Origin of the sequence: Pseudoalteromonas sp. Of11M-6 (genome assembly GCF_022347905.1) — a bacterium.
Taxonomy (GTDB): Bacteria; Pseudomonadota; Gammaproteobacteria; order Enterobacterales; family Alteromonadaceae; genus Pseudoalteromonas.
Map to the genome: position 1 here is coordinate 242,833 of NZ_JAKRFW010000002.1, position 23,787 is coordinate 266,619.

The following is a 23,787-nucleotide window of genomic DNA, read 5'->3' on the forward strand; positions in this document are numbered from 1 at the left end:
CTAAATTTTTCGTGCTCATTACTAAAGCTGATATCAAGCAAGTTAATCATGTCTGATGAACTTAAGATTTAGGTGGGTTTGAAAGTGATTGAGCTTGTATCAGGCCGAAATCAACGCAATCCAAATATATAATCAACAAAGTAGCGATAACAAGGAGAAAAATAATGGAAGGTCTTGATTCGGAAAGAGGCCAACTCAAACCGCACGGTTTAAGTTGGCTGTATAGGAAGTTAAGCGTTTAAGACCGCCAATAATCTCCCCTTTGAAGTCACTATATCGGCTTTTTCAGCCTCAGCTAGATAACTGATAAGGTAAGTCTCAAGGCTACTTTCTTCACCTTGCAGCTTTGCGTCCAGCATCGCGACTTGCTCAGACATTCTTTCGCTTTGCAACGCTTCCGGTGATGACTGATTCGTTAAAATCTCAAGCCTCAATAGCAACTGAGCAGCGTTTAGCGAGGTTTTATTATTGCCTTGCCAAGAGCTAGGAATATCACCGTCAGTGTCTACTGCTTCCACCAGTTCATTGAACTTTTCACGACGCTGTGAAGAAAATAGATCATCTAATTTCGACTTCACTTGAGACAATAAACGATTCTTTTCTTGCTTCAGTCCTGGCACTACAATAAACGTATTGAGTTCGTTACGAATAGCAACCAGTTCATTTTGAGTTACCGCTTCTATGACCTTGTTGTCGAACTCTGCTAACAACTGACGCTGCTCGGCTTCCTGCGACTTCTCCTGTGCTTTTTGCTCTGCATATTGTGCGCTGCGCTTTTCAAACACGGCATCATTATGGGCACGAAATGCTTTCCACAGAGTATGCTCTTGTTTGGCACCAGCAAAACCAATTTGCTGCCACTGTTTTTGCAATGATTTCAGTAAGTCACAAGCTGCTGCCAAATCTTCAGCCTCTAGCTGCTGCTGTGCAGTTTCAACTAGCTTGGTCTTTTCAACGGCATTGGCTTGATGGAAGGCTTTAAGTTTCTCGTAAACCGCTTGATGGTGCTCACGGTAAATCGAATTCAGCTTTTGATAGACTTTGGCATCCACATTGCCAGCATTTTTCCATGCTTTGGCTAGGCGATTAAATTGTGCTTCAACTTCTCGCCAATCAATACCTTCGTTATCCAAAGTACCAAGCAGCGCTTTCACTTCCTCGATCAGCGCTTCACGTGCAATTTTTGCCTGCTCACGCTGTACTTCTTGCTCCGCAAAGTAAGTGCGACACGGTACAAACAATAATTCAATTTTTTCATCAAATTGAGCGGCTTGTGCCTTTTCCTGTTCCGTTTCAACATGACCAAGCTCGTTCCAACGTACTCTAAGTAATTTTACTTCCTCAGCACGCTTAACTGGGTCAACCGCCTCCTCAGCGAGTTTGTTATCAAGCTCCGCAAGCAATTCTTCACGTTTAGGTGTAGCAGCATACTTTTGCCAATCTTTAAGATCTTTTAATGCTTGAGACAAGCTTTCATGCTGGTTTTCGAGCTGCTTTTTGTAGCTTGGCGTTAGCAACTCAAACTGCTCGATAAAGCCATTAAAAACGCCAAATGCCACGTTAAATCGGCCCTGATCAATTAATCGTTGCACATCGCGTGCTTTCTTCTTCGCGATTTTGAGTACTTTTTCTTGCTCATTTTTCAGCGGCTCGATAGCTGTCATAAACACTTGGCTTGCATCTGATAGCTCAGCTTTTGCTGATTTATGCAATACCTTAGGCAGTGAATCTAGTGCTTTACGCGCTGCAACATAGCGGTCTTTTTGTGCTTGCACTTGGGTATCAAGCGATTCTAATGAAGTTGGTACTTCAACTGCTTTCAACTCTGCTAAGGCATTATTGAAGGTTTCACTTGCAGCAATAAGTGCGGGCAAATCGGCAAGATCACGCTCAATATTTTGCAGTTTTCGGGTAAACTCGCCAAGCGCTTCAACAGTGACATATTGAGGTGCAGACACTTTGCCTTTTAATACTTCACTACGCTTAACCAGTGCATCGTGCGAGGCTAAGTCAAGTGTTTTACATGCAATTTCGACCGATTTTTCAATGGCTTCAAGTTCAGCAGTTAATTCAGCAACCTCTAGGGCTTCATTTTGCTTTTGCATTAACTCAGCTTGCTGCGCTTGATGTTTAACTTGTAACTCATTGAGATGACGGTTTAATTTATCTGCTACTTGCTGATACTTTGCATCAAGTGCAGTTACCGTTTCAGTATCTAACCACTTAAGCTCAATGCTTTGCCACTGTGCAAATAACTGTTGTGCTTGCCCGTTCACAACTTCATAGTTTTGCTTATCTCTTAGCGCGTTTAACTTGGCAAGTACAACCCGCGTTTGCTCAGCAACTTGAGTAGGCATTTCTTTTGCTAATCGCTGCTGCTCCAGTGATCCAGTAAGAGAAGTCAGCGCTTCACCTTTGGCTGCTTTTAGGACACTCTTTTCAAGTGAATGCTGTGCAATCAGTTCCAACATAGCGATCTGAAGTGCTTCATCACCTTCTTTGAAGGATTTTTCGATTAACGTGGCATTCGCAAGGCGCTTAAGCAGTTTAACTTTGCTCGTTAAATCGGTTTCAATTAACGCAACTTTCTCAAGTGTTTTAGCTGGCGCGTAGCGTTCAATGTATTCTTCACGAATGTTGCTCTGCAGTGCGGTGTCTTGATTAATAACCGCACTCGAAATTTTCTGCTCAGCAAGCTCTTTTAGCTCGCTATCTTGCTTATAAACTTTCCACCAAAGACCAAGGTCATTTATCTTAGTAAGTACCTTTTTTCTGATCTGTGCAGACTCGTCCTCAAGTGCTAGCGTATGTAGTAAAGTTGCGTCTTTGCTTAAGTCTAACTTGTCCACTGCTTGTGAGCGAACGTCAACCTTAGGGTGTTTCCATTTCGGTGTAAAAAGGTGTTTAAAGATCATTTTCACTGAACCTAGCTATTTCGTTGTCGGCTTTGAATTCTTGTTGTAATTCGCGTTTGGATTTTTGCACCATTTCACCTTTTTCGTTGATGGTGAACTGCTCATTGGACTTGGCTACTTTTGCTTGATATAGCATGACCAACTGCACGGTTTGCTCTTTTTGCGCATCACTTAGCGACGTACCATCAGGCCACTTTCCAGTTGACGCGCCGTATTGCAAACGCTCGAATACTTCAGGGGTAATATTTTGAACTAAGCTATCTACATTCATTACTACTTTTTCTTTTTCAAAATAACGAGGATGACTCGATTAATTAAGTACCAAACCGCACCTATGCCTATAGCGCTTTTGCTTGCGATCATTTCAAACGAGTTAGGTTCAGGCTGCTGCCAATAGATATATAAGAATCCGCCTAGCACTAAGATCAGTGCAATAAACGAGTAATTCATTACTGATTGCTGACGTTTTACACGGTTTCTAGAGGCCGCTCTCTCTCTGTCTTCTTGAGAAAAGTCTGCTAAATTGGTTTCACAATGCGGGCAGGACTTATGTTTGGAGGAAATAGATTTACCGCAGCTTGGGCACTGTGCTATTGCCATCGTGTTACTTCTCCATAATACAAAAAAGGGCACCTGTGAGGCGCCCTATTCTACTACCTTTGCAAACTCTTGTCCTTAAATGACAAGATAATTTTAATTAAAATTCGCTCACTGTTTGTGTTCTTTGTTGAAATCTTCCCAGTATTCTTTAACTGAAGATTTCATTTCTTTTCTGAGTAGTAAAATACCAAATAAGTTAGGTAAGGTCATCACTACAATGGCCACTGCAGCCAACTTCCACACTAGTGTCGTATCAGCAAACGACGCCCAGAAGAAACCTGCAACATAGAATACGCGATATGGCATGACCGAGCGGCTACCCAGAAGATAAATCATCGCGCGGTCACCATAGTATGACCATGCAATTGCCGTAGAAAACGCGAATAACAACAAGCCAATCGAAACGATGTATTTACCATTTTCGCCCAAATAACCTCGGGTAAATGCTTTGGTTGTCAGCTCTGCCGAATGCACTAAAGAGTAACCAATCACGCTGATGCTATTGTCTGTTGGCAAGCCGTCTTTCACTTCGACGGTACCTGTGTACTTGTGACGCTCTGTAATACCAAAACGTACTTGCTCACCAATAGAACGCGAGTGGATCACGGTAAAGTTTTCTGTTACCGCCTTACCCTGTACGACTTCAATCTCACCATTGAAAGGTTTGACTGTATGCTCTTTTTTACCATTCAAGTAGGCGTACAATGCATCTCGGTCTTGTTGATTCGATTCGTCATATTTACCGTCTAAGATAACCATAGACGAGCGCTCAAAATGGGTTTCGAACTTTTCGGTCCACACCCCCGATGACAAAATAACCAATCCCGTCAAGGTACAGATAATAATTGTGTCAATAAACGGTTCAAGAATGGAAACCATACCTTCAGACACTGGCTCATCGGCTTTTGCCGAGGCGTGCGCGATTGGCGCTGAACCTTGACCCGCTTCGTTGGAAAACAGACCTCGGTTAACCCCACGGTTAAATGCATACGCAAAAGAAGCCCCTAAGAAACCACCCGCTGCTGCAGATCCCGTGAAAGCATCTGTAAATACAGAAAGGAAAGAAGGAACGATATTCTCAATGTTGTAGAAAATAACGGCAAAAGAGCCAAGAATATAAATCGCAGCCATTAATGGCACAACGCGAGAAGTGATGGCAGCAATACGCTTGATACCACCAAGAATAACCAAAGCAAGTAGAATAGAAAGCACCGCACCTGTTGCCATCGGTGCAAAACCAAAGGTCGCTTCCATGCCTTGAGCAATGTTGTTGATCTGCGGCAAGCTACCTGTACCAAATGAGCTAATCACAGTCGCAATTGCAAATAATACCGCTAACCATTTCATGTTTAAGCGGCGATCCATATAGTACATTGGACCACCGGCCATGGTGCCATCATCTGTTTGTACACGGTATTTATGCGATAGCGTGACTTCCACAAATTTGGTTGTCATACCAAAAAAGGCCGTCATCCACATCCAAAATAATGCTGCTGGCCCGCCGATTGAAATTGCCAGTGCCACCCCACCAATATTCCCAGTACCAACTGTGCCAGAAAGTGCCGTTGCGAGTGCTTGGAAGTGTGTGGTATCCCCTTCTAGGCCCTTTTTATCGTATTTTCCGGTAACGACTTTACAAGCATGTTTGAAATATCGGATCTGTGGAAATTTCAAGTAGATTGTAAAAAACAAACCTACCCCTAACAGTACATACGGGAACCAAGGTGAACCACCTAACATTCCATCCAAGCTATCTAATAAGCTGCCTAACGCATCCACGAATATTCCCCTTTATTGTTGTTATTACACCCTGTTGAGGTGTTCTACCTTATTATTTTTAAATATTATTTTGTTGTTCTTTTAAACGCACAAAAATAAACGGGTAATCAATATGGTGATTACCCGTCTTTAAGCTTATCTTAAGTCGTCAACCACATTTAAGATTGCAGCTAAGGTGTCTTGACCAAACTGATATGAGCGTCGGTCTGACCAACCGAAGTATGGATCCGGCAGATTTGCATTATCCTTAAACGGCATTTCAACGGTATAAGCCAACGCTTTGAACGCTTCACCAACAGCACACGAAGCAACGGTAAGGTTTGCTTCACCCGGTGCATCTTTATCGTAACCAAATTCATCTTGGAACTCAGGTGTGATAGTTAACAGTGCCGCCTTGAAAGACTCTTCCAAACGCTGTAGGCGCTCATCATAACTCGGAATACCTTCACTGCCCGCAACGAAGTTATACGGTAGTGCTTCGTCACCATGAATATCTAGGTACATATCCAACCCAGTTTCATGCATTTTATTTAATACATAATAAACTTCAGGTGAGTTCTCAAGTGTCGGGGTTTGCCATTCACGGTTAAGGTTAACGCCTTTTGCATTAGTGCGAAGATGACCACGAACGCTGCCGTCCGGATTCATATTTGGCACGACATAAAATACCGCTTTCGATAACAGTGCAGCGGAATGTGGATCTTCGTCATCCAATAATTTGTGAAGTAGACCTTCAACAAACCATTCTGCCATCGTTTCACCTGGGTGCTGGCGCGCCGTGATCCAAATCTTTTTCTTCTCATCTGACGGCTCACCAATAGTGAGTAAGCTCATATCACGGCCATCAAGCGTTTGACCTAGCGTCTCTACAACGCACGCATCATGGGCTTGAGCCCAGTAGACTAAGTCTAAATGGCGCTCATAACTATAAGGAGCAAAATAAGCAAAGTAGGTATGAGCACATTCAGGCTCAAAATCGATAGTTAATGTGCCATTCTCATAACGGGTTGGCACACGGAACCAAGTTTGACGATCGTAAGATGCAACCGCATGATAGTCATCCCAACCTTCAGGGTACGCTGAGTTTAGTAGTTGGTTGATATGAATTTTGTGCTCTAAAAAAGGCGTAGACTCAAGTCTAAAGTGAAACCATTGAAAAAAGTCAGACTCATTGTCTTTATTGATTTCTAGTTGAATATCCGCAGGTGATTCTGCTTTTACCACCTTGATATTACCACTATCGAAATTACTCGTAATGCGCATAGGTTTCCCTAAATAAGTTAAAAACTGTTGTGTAAATACACTGTTACCATACTCAACTCTGCTTCAGTCTAGAACAATATTAAGCCTCAAAAAGAGGTAATACTGTGCCTGCCTTTGCACAAAGTTAAGGTGTAACTTTTTGTTAGCTAATTGTAGCTGACCTATCTTTGCAAGCCTACCACAACCAATTTGTTTCAAAAACTAAAAAAGCCAGCTGGTGCTGGCTTTTTATCGTAAATTTCGTGTTAGCGAGGTAGGCTCGGGAATTTTACTTCCGCCATGTCTTGCATTACACGTACAACCTGACAGCTGTAACCAAACTCGTTATCGTACCATACGTAAAGTACTACGCGGTCGCCATCAACGATGGTTGCTTTTGAGTCAACCACACCTGCATAACGGCTACCCACAAGGTCAGTAGACACGATTTCTGTTGATGCAGTGTAGTCAATCTGGTCACGTAGTTCAGAGTAAAGTGAGGACTCACGAAGGAATTCATTTAGCTCTTCAGCAGTTGTTTCTTTACCTAGGTTTAGGTTAAGAATTGCCATTGATACGTTTGGTGTTGGTACACGAATTGCGTTACCAGTTAGTTTACCAGCAAGCTCTGGAAGTGCTTTAGCAACCGCTTTCGCAGCACCAGTTGAAGTAATAACCATGTTCAATGCTGCACTACGACCACGACGCTCAGCTTTGTGGTAGTTGTCGATCAAGTTTTGGTCATTGGTGTAAGAGTGAACCGTTTCAACGTGACCATTCTTAATACCAAACTTGTCGTTAAGTGCTTTTAATACCGGTGTGATTGCGTTAGTTGTACAGCTTGCTGCAGACACAATCTTGTCTTCAGACTGAATGTCTGAGTTGTTAACACCATAAACGATGTTTTTGATGTCACCTTTAGCTGGCGCTGTAAGTAACACTTTAGACGCACCGATCGACTTAAGGTGCTTACCTAAGCCATCTTCGTCTTTCCACACACCTGTGTTATCTACGATAAGCGCGTTTTCAATACCGTATTTTGTGTAATCCACTTCTTCAGGTGAGTTTGCGTAGATAATCTGAATGTAGTTACCATTTGCTTTAATCGCACCTTTTTCATGGTCTACTGTGATTGAACCATTGAAAGGACCATGAATTGAGTCACGGCGCAATAAGCTTGCACGTTTCTCGAGATCACCATCGCGGCCACCGCGAACAACAATTGCACGAAGGCGTAAATCAGCGTGAGAGCCGCCACGTTCGATAAGTAGGCGTGCTAATAAACGGCCAATGCGACCAAAACCATAAAGAACGACGTCACGAGGTTCTGGACGTGCACCTTGGTTTAGTAATTCTGCAAGTTCTGCATTTAAAAACTCTTCGATTGAGCGGCCTTCACCTGCATTTTTATAAATGTAGGCATAAGCTAGCTTACCAAGGTCAACACGACCTGGTGCTAATTCCATTTTGCTGATCACTTCTAAGAATGGAAAGCTTTCACGAAGACGTAGTTTACGCTCTTCAAAGCGTGCTACTGTTTTGTGTGCTTTGATAACATCAATGGTGCTTGCGCTCACAAGAGGACGACCGTATACAGAGATTTCAACGCCTTTGTTACGGTATAGACGACCGATTAGGGGTTGCATGCTTTCTGCATAATCTTGACGCTCTTGCCAGCTGTTTTGATATTCTTGCTCGTGAGATAAGGTCATTTTTTCTGCCTAATAAACAATTTTCTTTGAACGGATAGCCCGAATGGGCACGGCTATTCTAATTTAAACTGCCGTGATTCTCCACTGTTACCGAACAATTCATTGCGTTAAACTAGTAAACTATTAGCTCTACCCTGTTTATTCGGGCGTAACCCCCTATAATTATAAAAAATCATTGAGGTCAAACTATGGCGTTTAAAAAGTCGCTAGTCTTTGCAGCGTTACTACTTGCTGGTTGCGACGACACCCTAACCTTGAACCAAGTGTGTAGCGAAACGCCTGGTTTTTGTGAAGACTTAAATAAAGACAGTCACTGTAAAGACGAACGTGCGTCGCTAATTTACGCGCGCTACCACGAATACAAGTCTCCAACGGACGAAAACAAATATGACTTGTTGCAAAATTTAGAAAGCTACAACCAATGTGTTTCTCGCGCCGCCAAAATTGAGCACATCAAGTTAAAAGAAAAAACCACTTCACGAGTGGAAGGTCATCTCACCGCACTAAAAGAAATGACGCGTATTTACAATGAAACAAAAGGCAGTAACCACCCAGGCCTGCTCTATTATCATTGGTCTCGTAACAGTGATCGCACAGCAATGAACAAGCTACTGAATATGCAAGACGACCCTAGGGTCCAAAACGATCCCGAAATTCAGCTTTTCCTCGCAGAGTTTTATGCCAAAGTAGATGACGATAAAACCGTTGATATTCTCTACCGCGTATTAGAGCTGAATAAAAGAGGTCATACCCCTAACCCAGAAGTCTATTCATCTTTAGTCAGTATTTTCTACAAACACGAAAAGTATAAGCATGCATACACTTTTGCCCGAGTGGCCCAGCTTTCTGGGGTTGAAGATATTGATATTATTCCAGTAACAAACCAACTGGCTTCAATGGGCAAAGATTTAGCCAACTTAGATTCATTGGCGCAAAGAACTTACGAAAGCATTCAAGCTGGGGAGTTTGTTTCCCCACGAGATTTTTGAGCTTAGTTATAAAAATCAAAACGGGAAGCCAATGCTTCCCGTTTTTGAGAATAAATGATCACTACTTTGCCAGTGCTACGTTAATAAATACCGCGGTCATTAAGATTGGGCAAACAAATCTAACGTACTGAGCAAACCAGTAATGTGCACCACGGGATTCTAAGTGGAGCTGATTACCGCGCTTCCAAACCCAGCCAACAGTAATAAAGTAGAACAGCCCCATCAATGGTAGCTGATATTGCGTGAATAGACTGATCACCAATTCGAACAACCAATCAAAGTTTAGAATAATCGTGCTCGATGCTAATAAGATAACTAACGTAACCAACCAAGTCGCTTGTTTACGTTGAAAGCCATGGTTTTCAACCAAGAAAGATACCGGAATTTCTGTTGAAGAAATGGTAGACGTTACCGACGCAATAGACATAAGCACAAAGAAAGTCAGGCTAACTAATAATCCCATTTCACCCATATTGGCAAATAGCTCGGGTAAAATGGCAAAAATCAACCGGCCTTCACCGATTAATTTGCCGTCTTGAAATACTTGAACACCATTTTGCTGCGCAACGAATATTGCAGGGATAATAAGTAAACCGGCCAAAAATGCGACACTGGTGTCTAGCATTGCAACACTAAACGTCAGCTTAGGTAGATTTTCATTCGGTTTTAAGTACGAGCCATAAATCATCATGCAGCCCACACCCAACGACAACGAAAAGAATGCCTGCCCCATCGCCGCAATGATCAAGTCAGGATCGCTAATTTTTGAAAAGTCCGGAACTAAATACGTTCTAAACCCTTCTGCTGCACCGTCTAATGTCGCCATATAGCCAATAAGGCAAAGCAGTAATACCAGTAACAACGGCATAAGTCTGCGCGACCAAGCTTCTATGCCTGATTTTACGCCTTTAAGAATAATGCTCGCAGTCAAAATTAACATTAGTGGCGTAAAGATAAAGTTTCTCAGCATCGAATCACCGCTAAGAAACTGATGTGCAGCATCTAGTTCAGCCATTTGCGCAAGAGGATCAAGTGCATGAGACAGCATCCACCCAGCCACGATGGAGTAAAAGCTGAGCATCACAATAGCACCAGCAAGGCCGATATACCCCGCCGCGGCTCCTATTTTCGGATTACCTTCACGCCAGGCTGTCTTAAGTGCTTTAACTGGGTTTGCTTGTGCCTGATGGCCTAAGTACAATTCTGTGTAAAGTGCAGGTAATGCGAGTAAGAAAATTACCGCAAAATAAACCAGTAAAAATGCACCGCCACCGTGGTTTGCGGCTTGTGTGGGAAATCCCCAAATATTACCAAGTCCAACAGCCGCACCAGCTGCTGCTAACACAAAGCCAAGTCGGCTTTGAAATCCATCGCGCGTATGAGCCATGTCTGTAATCAATCATTATTTTTGTAGACGGCCGATTATACGTACTTCCGCTAAAAATGCGAGAGGTTCGAGCCGTGCCTCAGAAACTCGAGTTGGGCGTCTCTAGAAAGTCCATTTCTTCTTCTGTTGAATCGCGATTGAGTATTTCATTTCGATGGGGATAACGGCCAAATCTATCGATAATTTTTTTATGCGCGACTTCAAAATCATAATTGGGCAGGTCGCGAAAATAATGATCTGCGGCACGATGGATGATGCGACTTTCGCTATGCATCATAGGTAGATATAAAAACATCAATTCAGTATCGTTGAGCTGGCGGTGGTAGCCCTTTTCGATGGCGTGTTGGGTGAGGCTTAGCGCCAATGCGTCACTGGCAAACGCCTCTGGAGTGTCTCTGAATATATTGCGTGAAAACTGATCTAAGATAATGATTTCACACAGCGCGCCAAGTGGTGTTGCTCTCCAGCTCGAAAGCTCACCTTGGTGCGCCATTTGGTGCAAAATACCGAAGCGATTTTTTATGATGCGATCAAAGTCCACAGACTTCTTCCACCAATCTGATTCAGTGCATTCAACAAACCAGAATTCGTAGACGTCTTTATAATTCATGATGGCACTCCTAGGGAAAAACAAACTTGATGGTCAGCAGACCCTAACCGTTATAAACAAAGTGCCATCCATTACTCAATAATGCAACTTTTTTATTAGTTCCTAAAAAACAATAAATTCACTTACGCAACCTCTAGTAATTTAGCATGAATTGACTGCACGACCTGATCTGACTCCTGCTGCTCAACTAAAAAGCACAGATTGTGCTTGCTCGCACCATGGCATATCAATCGAATATTAAACTCTGACAACACATCCATCAGGTTAAGTTGGCACTTCTTCAACTGGATCTCAGAACCTATCATGGCCACCAAAGTAAGATTATTTTCAACGGTCACATGACAAAACTCGCCAAGTTCATCCAAACAAGCTTGTTCTAACTCTGGTCGAGAAGCATTCGGCGCATTATCCAGCGTAAGTGCAACACTAATTTCCGAAGTCGTTACCAAGTCAACCGATATATTGTAATTGCTTAAAATGGTGAAGATACGAGCCAAAAAGCCGCTAGCAAGAAGCATTTCAGGGCTCTTTAACGTCAATAGTATTTGGTTTTTGCGTTGTGTCACTGCGCGAATGCCTGCTTGCGCCGTTTTCTCTTTTTCAATCCAAGTGCCACCCGCTTGCGGATCACGGCTTGAACCAACAAATACTGAAATACCTTTACGACTCGCTGGCAATATCGTTGCGGGATGTAACACCTTAGCACCAAATGTCGCCATTTCTGCCGCTTCATCAAAACTCAAACGAGGAATAGGTCTAGCCTTTACACACAAACGCGGATCGGTACTGAAAATACCAACGACATCGGTCCAAATATGCACACTTGACGCGTCAATTGCCTCTGCTAACAATGCAGCACTATAGTCAGAACCGCCACGACCAAGCGTAGTCGTCTGGCCGTATTGGTCACTACCAATAAACCCTTGCGTCACCTGCACTGTGTCGCCAAGTAGCGCGACCAAATTGGTTTGCGCAGCTTCACGCGTAGCTGCAATATTCGGATTCGCTTTACCAAATTGATTATCTGTTTTAAGCACTTTACGCACATCAAATCGCGACGCCTGAACCTGGTTATTACGTAGTATTTGGGTAAACAAATAAGAAGAAAAACGTTCGCCAAAGCTCAACATTTCATCGCATTGCTGTCTGCTAAGTGCAGGTAAACTCGCAAGGCTTTCAAATTCACTGAAAGTTTGCTTGTAACCCTCAACAAGATCAGCATCCAAAGACACTTGGTCGATAATCGCTTGCTGTATGTTTTCAACCGCTGCAACAACCGCTTTGCGCCCGGCCTCATCTTCCTTTTGTTGGGTTAGCGTTACAAGGTGATTGGTTACGCCAGCACACGCACTCACAACGACCACTCGAACATTTGGGTTGTCACGAACAATGTGAGCACAACGAGACATAGCCTCAAAGTCAGCGACACTGGTACCGCCAAATTTGGCTACAACATACTGCGAATTCATTTTCTCTCCTCTCGACTGTTGGCACAGTCAAATTTTATAAGGAGAACTCGGCATGGGATTTCTAAAAAGACGAACGCTTGAAATGACCTTTGCCAGAAGCTCTCCACCAATACGGTGACAGTTCCGAGGATTCAGCCTCGTAAACCGAAGAATCGTTGCGACGAGCAACTTTTCTCCTCGGCGAATACTTCCCTCACTAGTGGTCATTGGTCTCGTCACCTCACACTAACTACCTAAGCATCGCGCCTCTTCTGTTTATTTTGCCTTTGTTAATCTGAATAAAAGCAAAATAAAAGCCCGCAATAAATGCGGGCGATGTGAGAAAATTATCTTTTAGCCGTCTAGGTGTCAAGTTATTTATGAAAAACTTATCCCAAAGCGCTAAAAAATTAAATCCATTGGTCTTAAATAAGCTGACCCGCGAAATACGCGCCACTATATCCAATGGTATATGCGATAAGCAGGTAGATACTCATTTTAAGATAGCTTGAGAAGGTTAATGCTTTAACCTTACTCATTGCAATGATCCCCGCTGCAGAACCAATGATAAGCATAGAGCCACCAACCCCAGTCGCATAAGTAAAGGTTAGCCATTGCGCTGGAGTCATCGTAATATCTGCTTTTAATAGCGCAGCCGTCAAAGGCACGTTATCTACCGCCGCACTCATTAAACCGACCAAGTAGTTTGCGTATTCCGGTGCAAGATGCAGATATAAATCGGTAAACTTAGACAGTACACCGACCTCTTTCAACGCGCCAACTAATAAGAGCACACCCACAAAGAACAACAAGGTGTCATATTCAATTTCACGGATATAGTCGATGATTTTCTTATTAACGTCTTTCTTGCGCATCAAGAATTGCGCCATTAAGAACATCAAAGACAAGCCAAATAAGAAAGTTAGCATCGGCGGTACATGGTATTGCACGCTTAAGAATAACGTAGCAAAAATGGTTGATAAGAAGATGAGCGCAATGGTGATATCGGTCTTTTCAATTCTGCGTAATTCAGCCTTTTCAAAAATGATCTTATCATTCATGCCGATTGATAGCATCGCAGCTAAGATAAATACGCTAAAAATAGAAGGGGCAATTAGTAAAAGCAGATCAGGGATGGTTACTTTATCGGCCAAAAATATCATCAAGGTGGTTACATCACCGGTGATCAATGATACCCCACCGGAGTTAACACTGAAGATGATTAATGTCGCATATCTAATTAGCTTTTTCGGGTCTAATTTCAAAGACATGACTACAGCTAATGAAATAAGCGTCGCGGTGATGTTATCCGATATTGACGAAAATACGAATGCAAAAGCACCGACCAAAAACATTAGCTTGCGTTCGCTAATATGGGTTGGCATGATCCGGTGAACAATATTTTGGATAAACCCTTTTGAGTTCAAGTAGGCCACAAACGTCATGGCAGCCATTAAAAACAGCCAAAGCGTCGCGATTTCCAAAATGTTATGGTCTAGTTCAATTTGTACAATTTCTGGGCTTTGACCATGAATTGGAGAGATAAAGGCGATAATCCAACATAAAGTACCAAAAAAAAGCGTTGTTTTGGCCTTGTTTACGTGAATAATATCTTCTATAACGATGAGTATAAAAGCGATGGCGATCAGGGTTAGAATAATGGGCGTGACCATAATGCGCAAACAACCTGTAATTAAATGTAACAAGGGGTGGGTTCGATTTCGGGGCGGATTCTAGCACCATCGCAGGCCCCATGCCACGTACAATAAACATTTTGTGACAATTTGATGAAGTGGTGATGAAACTTCTCTACTACACACTGGAAAGTTATGATCCCAGCAAAAAAATTATTAAATACGATAAATGAACACTGGAGCGTACTCGAGCTACTTTTTAAACGATTTAAGCTCGCAGATTTCAGTCTAAAAGATGTACAAAACATCCTAAAGCAGAAAAATTCTAGCTGGTCGAGTGAACGAATATATAAAGAAACCAATCGATTACTCCAACAAGAAATTATTATTCCTTTAGCTAAATCTTCACAGTTAGAAATCAACCGTGCAATCGCTGACTTCGCCAGCTTTCTTTTACAAGAAGAAAGCCTCGGTTTAGCGGAAGAGATCACGGTGCTGGTAAAAGACTTAGAAAGATTAGGTAATCGCATCGCACAAGCCGGTGAAGAGGCTGACTACTCTGAGCTACGCCGCTTTAGCCGCATTATGGACGAACGCGTTCGTAAAATTGTTAAGCTGTTCGAGCATAACGAAAGCGCTATCATGAACTTGGTTGAACAAGCAAAGTCTGACACCTCAACGCTGTCTCTTGGCATGAGATATAAAGCCGTATTAGAAGCTTTTGACGAATATATCGAACCTATGTTGGAAATGGTCGATATTCATGGCCCTTTCCAACGCTGCTTCGATCAAATAGAGCTTCAGGTCAGTGAACAAATTGACGAGATTGAACAATTAGGCCGTGGTGCTGCAGACAAACGCATGCTGGAGCAGCTCAGAACACGCATTTTAGATATGCACCTCATTGGTAGAGAAAGTTTAAGCCGCAGTGCCGATCTCCTCATGCCGTTACGTGAAGAGCTACGCCGCAATACACTCATTACGCGGCAAGCCTCTAAAGTCCTTGGACAAATTAGAAAGCGCGGTGTTGACCGTTTACTCTCACCAGTTCAACCAGAATTTGTGTCAGACATTCAACGTTTTAACCTTGGGCAAAAGCGTCACATGGTCGCATATATGGCAAGTCTCGTTGAATTTGAGCATGAAGAATATCAGCTGCCCGATCACGACGATGTGCCAGCTTATCAAAGCCCTAACATTCCAGATTACAACTCGGTAAAAACGAGATTTCAACAAACCGGTAAAAAGCGCCAGGCACTATTGGGCTTTTTAAGCGATAGCTACCCTGATCTTGAAGCAGACGAAATGCTGTTCCTTTATCAAAAACTGATCAACGAATCTGACTTGGCACTTAGCCAAGAGCAACAAAAGAGTAAGATCACTATCGCATCGCATACCTTCTCTTTATATCCATTTAGTGCCAAAGCAAAACAAGATTAGCATTATGACGACAATTAACTTAGACATGCTCAATGAACTCCAAGCCATTAATAAAAAACTGGTGAGCGGGTATCATATCAGTGAGCAAGACACTACCCTTTGGCAAGAGTTAGATCAGCAAATTGATAGCTATCAAGCGCTATTTTCAGCCTTAGGCCATGATTTACAGCACGATGCCCGTGGTTTTTATTATTTGGCAAGCGATGAAAGCACGCCAAATATGGGGAAAATTTCCCGTGCGATTGCCCTAACCATTTATATTTTAATTGAGCACTATGCCAACCAAGGTAAAGATCCGCTTCGCGTACTATTTGATGAAAGCTGCGATTTAGAGCTAATGCAAACCATAGTACAGCTCAATAAGCATCTTTTTGACCAGTTGGAGATTTTTTCGGGCTCAGATCTCAGAAAAGACGTGTTTTTACGTATGGTGAGACTGGGTCTAGCCCGTGAGGTTGAGCAAGGCTTTATGCTACTTGCACCGATTTATCGCTACATTGATGCGCTAATGGAAGTAAACGAAGAACAATATGATATTGAGGACGAGCTATGAGCGAGCAGTTGTACGGCCTAAGTAAACTCGCATTATTAAATACCGCCGGATACGCTAAGTGTGTCATTCCTCTGGATAAAAGTGCGTCTATCTGCGCCCCGAATAACACCGGTAAAAGCTCGGTGATCAATGCGCTACAGTTTCCACTTATCAACGATTTAAGACTGACTGAATGGGATGGCCACGATTTAGAAGAAACGCGTAAGTTCTACTTCTCTTCTGATCAATCCTATATTTTGCTTGAAGCCAACCTCCCCCACGGCGATGTGGTCATTGGCGTTGCGGGACTGGGTAAAATCGCCGGCTACGCGCATCAGTTTTTTTGCTATCAAGGCAAACTGAATCTTGATGATTACACCCAGGGTAAAAGTATCATCAAGTACACCAAGCTATTTAATCACTTACAGGAAAAACAACTTAAGCCTGTAGAGCTAAAAGCACAAGAACTTAATGCCCTGCTCACAGGTGGTGCCACACCATTTGATGGCGATATCAACCTGAAGATGATCCCACTGAATAATGTCCAAGATGCGCCTGTATATAAAGAAATATTCCGTCGTATTTTGAATCTGCACAAACTCGGTGCACAAGACGTAAAGCGCTTTATGCTCAAGGTGTTCGAACGCCATATGTCGAACTCGAAAGTCGATTTTTATGAAGTCTGGCGTCGCGCTTTTGATAAGGTTAACCGTGCGCGTCGTGAACTAAATGCGCTGGAGTCAATGCAAGAGCCAATTTCAGCCCTTGAGAAAATGCTTGAAAATGAGGCGGTATTAAAAGGTAAACTGGCGGCTTACGCACCGAAACTCGATTTAGCTTTGGTTGAATATGATAACTATCACAACGAGCAAATTGCAGAGCTGGCAACACAGCTAGAAGACATAGAAGCTGAAAAGCGCGAATTTGAGTCTAAGCAGCAGCTGTACGTCCAACAGTCTCGAGATATCGAGCGTAAACAAACCCAAATAGAACAATGGTTTACTGATTTCCACGCGTTAAAACGTGAATTTGAACTAACGAATCATGCAACGCTTAAAACCAATTTAACTCTGTTGAAAAAGGAATATGAGCAGCTTTCCTTCTCTATTAATAGTGCACAGGGGCAAAGTCTCCATACCCTTGATTTCCGCATCAACGAAACACAAAAGCAGATTAAGAGTTTAAAACTGCAACTCAAGAACCTTGAGTTCAACCTGTTTACTCGTATGCGTGAAGATCTTTCTTTAAAAGAAGTGGAAGAGATCTCACGGATCTTGAATCCGGATTTGTTATCGTTTTCAACCACCTCTCAAGGTGAAATTGATATCACCGACGAAGATGCCTTTGGCGCATTTTTGGAGTCCCTATCTAAGTCAGTTCAAGGTGGTGAGCTTAAAGTACCTGGTGCTACCGTTAAGTTGAAAAAACTGAGTCCAGTACAAATGCAAAGCGGTGAGAACAAAGCCCAACTGCAAGCACAGCTGGAGTCACTACAACAGTCGCTTAACGACTTAAAGCAGCAGCGTGAAGTCGCCGCAAACGTCGCTGAAAAACAAAAAGAACGTGATGCTCTATATGATGAACTAATGGCTACCGAAGCGGCCATGAAACGCTTTGAGCAATATCAAACCATGTTGCAATCCGTCGATGCTCAGCAAGCACTAAAAGAGCAGCTAGAGATGGAACGTGAGCAAGTTGATGAATATTTACATGATATTCAGCGTAATGCCGGTTCGATTTCAGATCGCCGCTCTATCATTAAAAGCAAGCAAGACTTGTTGGTGCGCCAAGCCGACCGCCTAAAGCAAGTGAAGTCAGAACGTATCGACCACACACTAGACCTATATTCGGGTAAGCTGGCACCGTATGAAATAGAAATTAACCTAGATTTTGATAACCTGTCTGAAGTGACCCACCAGTTTAATAAAGACTGTAATGAGCTTAGAAACTTAGACGTTAATGTGCGTAATACCTACTTGCATATCTACAATGCTGGGATCACTAAGTTTGAAAACGAGTCAGACGTTACTATTAAGTATCAAAAGCTGATCAGCGCGTATCACAACCTAGATAACGAACGAGATGCCGTCGATAAACAAGCACGAGTGGCGCTCACTGAAGTGGCCGCAACCATTAAAGGACTGCGTCAAGACTTAGACCGCTTACGCCGAGAGATGAACAGCTTTAACAAAGGCATAAGCCAGCATCGTATCTCTAACTTGCAAGCGTTTAAGATTAATGTGATCCCTCGTAAAATGCTTATCGATAGCATAGACACCATTATCAGCACTTCAGATTTATACGAAAAAGGCGAAAGCTTAGACTTACTCAGCGAGCAGCCTAGCTCAGAAAAGTCCGTTAATGAGGCGAAAGATCACATCATCAAACTTGCAAGTGATAAAGCGGGATTGATGTTAACCGACCTCTTTGACATTCGCTTTGAAGTGGTCAACCGCGCGGGTGACATTGAACACTTCGATAAAATTGACTCGGCCGGCTCAAACGGTACACGGATCACCATCAAGCTTTTATGTGGCATGCTATTTATTCGTTATCTGTTATCTGATCAAGAACAAGCGATGTATCGTATCCCAATTTATATCGATGAAGCTGCGGATATCGACCCACAAAACCAAAAGGCCATTATCGAAACCGCACTAAGCTTTGGGTTTGTGCCAATTTTTGCATCGGTGAAACCACAGATCAGCTGTGACTACCTAGTGCCGATCCGCAGTGTTGCACAAGGTAGCCAAAACTGGGTAGATGAAAAAGACTGGATAGAAGTGGAACATTAATCTCAAGTTAATGTCTTAGATACAATTATTAAAGGATGCTTGTCTCTACCATTTAACGCCTTAACACGTTAAGGTAGAGCAAACATCCGACTAAGGAGTAAAGACACATGTTTAAGAATATTGTTATCGCCACTTTGGCGCTGATGTTAGCGGCCTGCGCCAAAACCCCTGATTGGGATTATGATAAGTCTGTACAATTCGCTAACTATAAAACCTATGCTTGGTCACCCGAAGCGGACCTAAAAAATAATGGTCGTGAATACCAAGTCAATGACTTAATGGAAAAGCGGATCCGCAGTGCCATTCAAAACGAAATGAGCAAACAAGGTTTCACCCTCACCGATCCGCAATCGGCTGACTTACTGGTTAACTATCACGCATCAGTTGATACAAAAATTGAATCTGACTCGCTTCACACCACGTATGGTGCGCGTTGGAATTACTGGGGTATTGGCTGGCAAACACAGACCACAACACGTGAATATGAAGTGGGCACGCTAGTACTAGATATGGTAGACAAAGCGTCTAACCAGTTAGTTTGGCGCGGTGCAAAAGAAGGCCGCTTACGTAGCAACCAATCACCAGATCAAAGAACAGAGTCAATAAACAAAACCATCTCAGAACTATTGGCTAACTTCCCTCCCAAAGCACAGCATTAAGTTTTATAAGTGGAGTATGTATTACTCCACTTCTACATCTACATCTACATCTACATCTACATCTACATCTACATCTACATCTACATCTACATCTTCCAAAAATCTATCACCATAATGCAAACTCTAAAAATAGCCAAACAGCCCACCAACAAACCCATAAAATTAACATAAATTCAACACAACTTCATTCTCAGCGTAAGCTTCGCCATGCCCCAAGCTAGGCTCATCAAATAAAAAACCAATAAACACTTACAATCCAATGACTTACAAAGAATTAAGTTGAAGAAAATAAGTGCAAACCAACGTCACACTCTAACAAGTCAAAATAAAAAATTTGACACTGCATTATCATTTAATGTACAAATATTTCGAGGATGTATCCTCAAGGTATAATTTAACTTTTAAGAAGGAATTAAAAATGATCGTTGAAGCACCAAAAGAAAAAATTTCTGTTGCAGAAAAACTAGATGCGTTAAAAGCTAGCTTTTCAGATCAAACACTAAATATTGCAAACGTTGACCAATCTCGTGTTGATAGCATTGCGATTGCTCCACCAATTACCGCTTGGAACTGGTCTAAGTCGTTCGAGAAGTAACCACCTTTTGGTTGATTAGCTGTTAAAGATGTGCAGTGTTAACAGCTTTATTTAGGACGAATGTTATGAATATTTTAACGAGCGAATTACCCAGTTGTCTGAAGTTTGAGAACGACTCCTTTGTTGAGATATTTACGCGATGTAAATTAACATTAATGATAGATATCATTGAGAAAGAGGTATTATCAAACAAACCGCTCTCAGAATTGTTTGATAAGCTCTCTGAAAGACTGTCAACTAATGATCTGTACCAGCTTTTAAAATTACCAAGATTTTGGAATACATTGATCGCACGCCGTGGTGATGAAAAATATCAATCAACGATAGAGAGATTACTAATTACAGAACTTTCTTTCTTGGAATTTAACCCTGACTATATTATCCAAAGTGATTTCATTGATGAAACCTCAGTCACTTGGAACTTACGCGGTAATCTTGGTTATCAAGCATCCTCAGATAAACTGTTTAAAAATCAAAATGTTCATCCCGACTCAAACATTCTTCTAGACTACTTTAGTGACCTAGCAAGAGGTGTCCAAAAAGATATTCCTTGGGACGATACGGGCATTACTCCAGAGCTTATTCAATGCTCGACTCCAAAAATTTACAATGCGCTAGATTACATAAAAGCGGTTTCAGATCCGTGCTACACAATTTTAAAAGAGAGCATTTGCTCAATAGCAATCCGGTTTGATAAGACAAAAAATCGTTTTAACTGTGCTTCAACTAATATTAGCAATGGCTTAATTGTCTTGATTAATCCTAATCTTAGTGAGGTGAGTGTTGAAACAATTGCCGATGCTATCGTTCATGAGATGACACATAATCTATTTGACCTAGCTGAATTGTATGAGCCGTGTCTACCAACAAAATTTCACTCTCGTATCATCAAATCGCCTTGGACAGGTAGAATGTTAGATCCAAATACCTATATTCAAGCCTGTTACACTTGGTATGGTTTGAAGAATTTCTGGCGAAAGGCGTATGCTTATGAGCCTTCAGATAATGCATATTATTATCTACAACAAGCATCTAGAGGCTTTTCATCATCAAGCTTTTTAGATGCTATCACTGATTCAAAGTTTGAAATAGAACAAAGACTATTCGACACGCTCAAAAATTTGCAGAGTTTAGGTAGTTAAGATGTCTAAACTATTGAGCGATGGAAAAGCACTTTCCGCTGTCACTGGGGTTTTATCTTTATCACTGGGCGCTGTCTTACTTGGATTGATGTTTATTTTTTTTCTAGCAGACAGCTCTATAAATTCTGGACTTTCCAGCGACATATATAAAATTGAAACCCAATTTAACCTACCATCCGGTGAAACCGTGGTAAGCTCTAAAGCGCCTGCTGCACTTATACCTGTATTAGAAAAAGATCAAGCTGTAAAAAGGGTAGGCAAAGTTTATCGTGAGAATATAACTATATTATATAATGATATAGAATTAAAAGGCACTGAAGTCTATGCATTAGATAAAACTGCACAACTCATGCTAAATCTAGGCTCTGAAGAGCTGGGTATAAGTGGAGCTTTCATCTCGTCCACGCTCGCTGAAAAGATAGCGGAAGATAAGAGTAAAATAATTGGAAAAACAATAAAAATAAACAATACTGGTTTATATAGAATAGAGAAAGTAATAAAAATAGATGACACCTTATCAATCCAACCAGATGTGATTGTTAACTTCGATCATTTATATAATGGAAAAATAAAAGAAAGTTATACTGATTGGTATGACACTCATCTTCATCTATTTGTCGAACTGGTAAACAGAAATGACCTAGATCTAGAAAAAATCGTTAGTAGTAACGCACCGCAGATCCCTGGGGCGCCTTTCACCCCAAGTTCATTTATTAACCTTTCAAAAAGAGCAGTTTCAGATCTTCATTATGATAAGAATCACCCTGACGCGCTTGGAATTACATTTTCAAAATCAAGCTTATATCTAATCTTTGGAATCTGCATATTTTCTTTCATTCTTGGAACCGTTGGATTTTTAAGCTCGATAATCTCAATAAAAATCTCTCAATTAGATCGTATAAAGACATTAACAAGCATTGGCGGTAGCGAAATACAGATTATCTTTATTTCTCTACTAGAAAACAAAAATTCTCTTATCATAGCCAATATCACATCAGCTATATTATTTTACCTTATCCTCCCACCTCTTTCCGGTGAGTTTGATATTTTATCTACGATCAACACAGAGGAAAAATTATTTACATTATCCTTGATAATAATAACAATTACATCCCTATACACTCTATCTAATGTGTTTGTTATTAAGAGAGTTCTATCGTATCAAAGCAATGAGTCCATCACCAAATCGACAGGACTAAAAACAATGTGGCTTACAAAAGTCACTGTGTTTCTTCAGATGTTAATCACTTCTATTGTAATTTTTATCGCAGTTAGCTTAACTTATGAACTGTTTACCGAAAAAAAGGCCGACTACGGCTACGATATCGCAAAAAGCCACTTTATAAAGCTAGATGGTGTTAATGATGTAAGTCCTATTACACTGAGAAATAAAATCAATGCCGAATATGGAGAAGTTTCTGCTGTAGCTAGCTGGCACCCATTTGATAAATCATCACACTTTGTCACGGTTTCCACAGCACAACAAAAAATAGATCAGAGTATCACACCAATTAACTACTTTTATGCAGGTGAAGAATTTATAAAAGTATTTGGTCTAAATCCGCTAGACTTAGACAGTATCATTCACTCAAATTATGACAGCCATATAAATGGAAAGACAAGGGTTGTAGTAACTCAAGCATTCGCAAATTTATATGACAATATTCCTATCGAAAAGTTATCAATGCATAAATTTTATGCTGACTTAGGGAATGGCGTAGAAGAAATTGAAATAGTTAAAGTAGTTAGTGACTTTTTTTTAAGTAAGGTAAAACCATTTCATGATCCTATTATGATTGTCCTTAATGAAGAGAAAGCAACATCGGTATTACTTAACACTTCTAACCGAATTGTCGATCGTATAAGCATAAATAATAAATTAGATTTTAGCTCAAGCTATGCAGCACTTGAGTCAGAGTATTCAGACTTATCAAAAATCGCAAATTATTTACTTTGGGTTGTCGCTCTGAACATAGTTTTGATTTCCCTAAATACAATTGCCAACAGCTTAGTTGATGTAGAGCGTAATAGTTACACTCTAGATATAATGAAGCAACTAGGAGCTGGATTGAAAGATATCTTTTCTTACACCCTAAAAAACAATATTTATTTATATACTTTTTCTTCTTTAGTTGGAACTTGCATTGGTTATTATATTCTTAAAGACAACCTTTTGATATCTGATAACTTCTCCTTTGGTTTTACGAGCTATATATTTTCTTCTATGGCCATCGCAGCCATCTTCATCAGCGTGATAATTCTTAGCTTTTTTGTTGTTAGCAAAAAGTATCTAGAGAGGCAGTAAAGA

Annotated in this window: 18 protein-coding genes and 1 riboswitch; of the genes, 8 read left to right on the forward strand and 10 right to left on the reverse strand. The window is 41.4% G+C overall.

The genetic code is table 11. The features are described 5' to 3' along the window. Positions 1 to 230: 230 nt before the first annotated feature. The 6 genes from MHN32_RS02360 to MHN32_RS02385 form a co-directional block, all read right to left on the reverse strand. Positions 231 to 2,915: a DUF349 domain-containing protein gene (locus MHN32_RS02360; protein ID WP_239420813.1), complete on the reverse strand. Its 2,685-nt coding sequence runs from the start codon at positions 2,913 to 2,915 to the stop codon at positions 231 to 233. Further along, positions 2,905 to 3,186 carry a DUF1315 family protein gene (locus tag MHN32_RS02365; protein ID WP_010604521.1) on the reverse strand — a complete coding sequence of 94 codons (282 nt, stop codon included), beginning with the start codon at positions 3,184 to 3,186 and terminating at the stop codon, positions 2,905 to 2,907. Before MHN32_RS02365 ends, MHN32_RS02360 begins: the two co-directional genes overlap by 11 nt. A gap of 2 nt (positions 3,187 to 3,188) precedes the next feature. Beyond that, positions 3,189 to 3,515, reverse strand: a complete 327-nt coding sequence (locus MHN32_RS02370) for a hypothetical protein (protein WP_010604520.1) — start codon at positions 3,513 to 3,515, stop codon at positions 3,189 to 3,191. Positions 3,516 to 3,623: 108 nt separating this feature from the next. Beyond that, complete coding sequence (locus MHN32_RS02375) at positions 3,624 to 5,294, reverse strand: AGCS family amino acid carrier protein (RefSeq protein WP_174169027.1); 1,671 nt, start codon at positions 5,292 to 5,294, stop codon at positions 3,624 to 3,626. Positions 5,295 to 5,429: 135 nt separating this feature from the next. After that, positions 5,430 to 6,557, reverse strand: coding sequence for a M14-type cytosolic carboxypeptidase (locus tag MHN32_RS02380; RefSeq protein ID WP_010604518.1), 1,128 nt, complete (start codon positions 6,555 to 6,557; stop codon positions 5,430 to 5,432). A 245-nt stretch (positions 6,558 to 6,802) separates the two neighbouring features. After that, positions 6,803 to 8,248 carry a glyceraldehyde-3-phosphate dehydrogenase gene (locus MHN32_RS02385; RefSeq protein ID WP_010604517.1) on the reverse strand — a complete coding sequence of 482 codons (1,446 nt, stop codon included), beginning with the start codon at positions 8,246 to 8,248 and terminating at the stop codon, positions 6,803 to 6,805. Positions 8,249 to 8,436: 188 nt separating this feature from the next. Between MHN32_RS02385 and MHN32_RS02390 the strand changes: the two genes are divergently transcribed. Next, positions 8,437 to 9,237 (forward strand): DUF2989 domain-containing protein, encoded by an 801-nt coding sequence (locus tag MHN32_RS02390; RefSeq protein ID WP_095727874.1) that lies wholly within the window; start codon positions 8,437 to 8,439, stop codon positions 9,235 to 9,237. Positions 9,238 to 9,298: 61 nt separating this feature from the next. On the opposite strand, the gene MHN32_RS02395 is transcribed toward MHN32_RS02390, so the two are convergent. The 4 genes from MHN32_RS02395 to nhaD form a co-directional block, all read right to left on the reverse strand. Beyond that, positions 9,299 to 10,624 carry a sodium-dependent transporter gene (locus tag MHN32_RS02395; RefSeq protein ID WP_237116190.1) on the reverse strand — a complete coding sequence of 442 codons (1,326 nt, stop codon included), beginning with the start codon at positions 10,622 to 10,624 and terminating at the stop codon, positions 9,299 to 9,301. Between the two features lie 79 nt (positions 10,625 to 10,703). Continuing rightward, positions 10,704 to 11,234 (reverse strand): DUF924 family protein, encoded by a 531-nt coding sequence (locus tag MHN32_RS02400; protein WP_239420814.1) that lies wholly within the window; start codon positions 11,232 to 11,234, stop codon positions 10,704 to 10,706. Positions 11,235 to 11,356: 122 nt separating this feature from the next. Continuing rightward, positions 11,357 to 12,703: a lysine-sensitive aspartokinase 3 gene (gene lysC / locus MHN32_RS02405; RefSeq protein ID WP_239420815.1), complete on the reverse strand. Its 1,347-nt coding sequence runs from the start codon at positions 12,701 to 12,703 to the stop codon at positions 11,357 to 11,359. Between the two features lie 88 nt (positions 12,704 to 12,791). After that, positions 12,792 to 12,962, reverse strand: a riboswitch (Lysine riboswitch). 145 nt (positions 12,963 to 13,107) lie between these two features. Then, positions 13,108 to 14,355 carry a sodium:proton antiporter NhaD gene (gene nhaD / locus MHN32_RS02410; RefSeq protein ID WP_174169031.1) on the reverse strand — a complete coding sequence of 416 codons (1,248 nt, stop codon included), beginning with the start codon at positions 14,353 to 14,355 and terminating at the stop codon, positions 13,108 to 13,110. Positions 14,356 to 14,511: 156 nt separating this feature from the next. Here nhaD and MHN32_RS02415 point away from each other — a divergent pair, with 156 nt between their 5' ends. The 7 genes from MHN32_RS02415 (at position 14,512) to darB (ending at position 23,784) form a co-directional block, all read left to right on the forward strand. Beyond that, positions 14,512 to 15,756 (forward strand): hypothetical protein, encoded by a 1,245-nt coding sequence (locus tag MHN32_RS02415; RefSeq protein ID WP_206472742.1) that lies wholly within the window; start codon positions 14,512 to 14,514, stop codon positions 15,754 to 15,756. A 4-nt stretch (positions 15,757 to 15,760) separates the two neighbouring features. Continuing rightward, a complete protein-coding gene (locus tag MHN32_RS02420) occupies positions 15,761 to 16,309 on the forward strand; it encodes a hypothetical protein (RefSeq protein ID WP_010371906.1) in 549 nt (182 codons plus the stop codon). After that, positions 16,306 to 19,083: an ATPase gene (locus MHN32_RS02425; RefSeq protein WP_239420816.1), complete on the forward strand. Its 2,778-nt coding sequence runs from the start codon at positions 16,306 to 16,308 to the stop codon at positions 19,081 to 19,083. The genes MHN32_RS02420 and MHN32_RS02425 overlap by 4 nt, the downstream gene beginning before the upstream one ends. Positions 19,084 to 19,190: 107 nt before the next feature. Further along, entirely contained in the window at positions 19,191 to 19,742 is a 552-nt protein-coding gene (locus tag MHN32_RS02430) for a DUF4136 domain-containing protein (RefSeq protein WP_174169035.1), read from the forward strand. Between the two features lie 418 nt (positions 19,743 to 20,160). After that, positions 20,161 to 20,337: a darobactin family peptide antibiotic gene (gene darA / locus MHN32_RS02435; protein ID WP_157782782.1), complete on the forward strand. Its 177-nt coding sequence runs from the start codon at positions 20,161 to 20,163 to the stop codon at positions 20,335 to 20,337. 65 nt (positions 20,338 to 20,402) lie between these two features. After that, the gene (locus MHN32_RS02440; RefSeq protein WP_010604507.1) at positions 20,403 to 21,479 is read left to right on the forward strand and encodes a hypothetical protein; all 1,077 of its coding nucleotides are present in this window, start codon (positions 20,403 to 20,405) and stop codon (positions 21,477 to 21,479) included. A gap of 1 nt (position 21,480) precedes the next feature. Further along, a complete protein-coding gene (gene darB / locus MHN32_RS02445) occupies positions 21,481 to 23,784 on the forward strand; it encodes a darobactin export ABC transporter permease subunit (protein ID WP_239420817.1) in 2,304 nt (767 codons plus the stop codon). The last annotated feature ends 3 nt before the right edge of the window (positions 23,785 to 23,787 follow it).

Coding starts and splice junctions, on each gene's coding strand:
- MHN32_RS02360 (WP_239420813.1), bottom strand. CDS start 2,915: ATGATCTTTAAACACCTTTTTACACCGAAATGGAAACACCCTAAGGTT.
- MHN32_RS02365 (WP_010604521.1), bottom strand. CDS start 3,186: ATGAATGTAGATAGCTTAGTTCAAAATATTACCCCTGAAGTATTCGAG.
- MHN32_RS02370 (WP_010604520.1), bottom strand. CDS start 3,515: ATGGCAATAGCACAGTGCCCAAGCTGCGGTAAATCTATTTCCTCCAAA.
- MHN32_RS02380 (WP_010604518.1), bottom strand. CDS start 6,557: ATGCGCATTACGAGTAATTTCGATAGTGGTAATATCAAGGTGGTAAAA.
- MHN32_RS02385 (WP_010604517.1), bottom strand. CDS start 8,248: ATGACCTTATCTCACGAGCAAGAATATCAAAACAGCTGGCAAGAGCGT.
- MHN32_RS02390 (WP_095727874.1), top strand. CDS start 8,437: ATGGCGTTTAAAAAGTCGCTAGTCTTTGCAGCGTTACTACTTGCTGGT.
- MHN32_RS02395 (WP_237116190.1), bottom strand. CDS start 10,624: ATGGCTCATACGCGCGATGGATTTCAAAGCCGACTTGGCTTTGTGTTA.
- MHN32_RS02400 (WP_239420814.1), bottom strand. CDS start 11,234: ATGAATTATAAAGACGTCTACGAATTCTGGTTTGTTGAATGCACTGAA.
- lysC (WP_239420815.1), bottom strand. CDS start 12,703: ATGAATTCGCAGTATGTTGTAGCCAAATTTGGCGGTACCAGTGTCGCT.
- nhaD (WP_174169031.1), bottom strand. CDS start 14,355: ATGGTCACGCCCATTATTCTAACCCTGATCGCCATCGCTTTTATACTC.
- MHN32_RS02415 (WP_206472742.1), top strand. CDS start 14,512: ATGATCCCAGCAAAAAAATTATTAAATACGATAAATGAACACTGGAGC.
- MHN32_RS02420 (WP_010371906.1), top strand. CDS start 15,761: ATGACGACAATTAACTTAGACATGCTCAATGAACTCCAAGCCATTAAT.
- MHN32_RS02425 (WP_239420816.1), top strand. CDS start 16,306: ATGAGCGAGCAGTTGTACGGCCTAAGTAAACTCGCATTATTAAATACC.
- MHN32_RS02430 (WP_174169035.1), top strand. CDS start 19,191: ATGTTTAAGAATATTGTTATCGCCACTTTGGCGCTGATGTTAGCGGCC.
- darA (WP_157782782.1), top strand. CDS start 20,161: ATGATCGTTGAAGCACCAAAAGAAAAAATTTCTGTTGCAGAAAAACTA.
- MHN32_RS02440 (WP_010604507.1), top strand. CDS start 20,403: ATGAATATTTTAACGAGCGAATTACCCAGTTGTCTGAAGTTTGAGAAC.
- darB (WP_239420817.1), top strand. CDS start 21,481: ATGTCTAAACTATTGAGCGATGGAAAAGCACTTTCCGCTGTCACTGGG.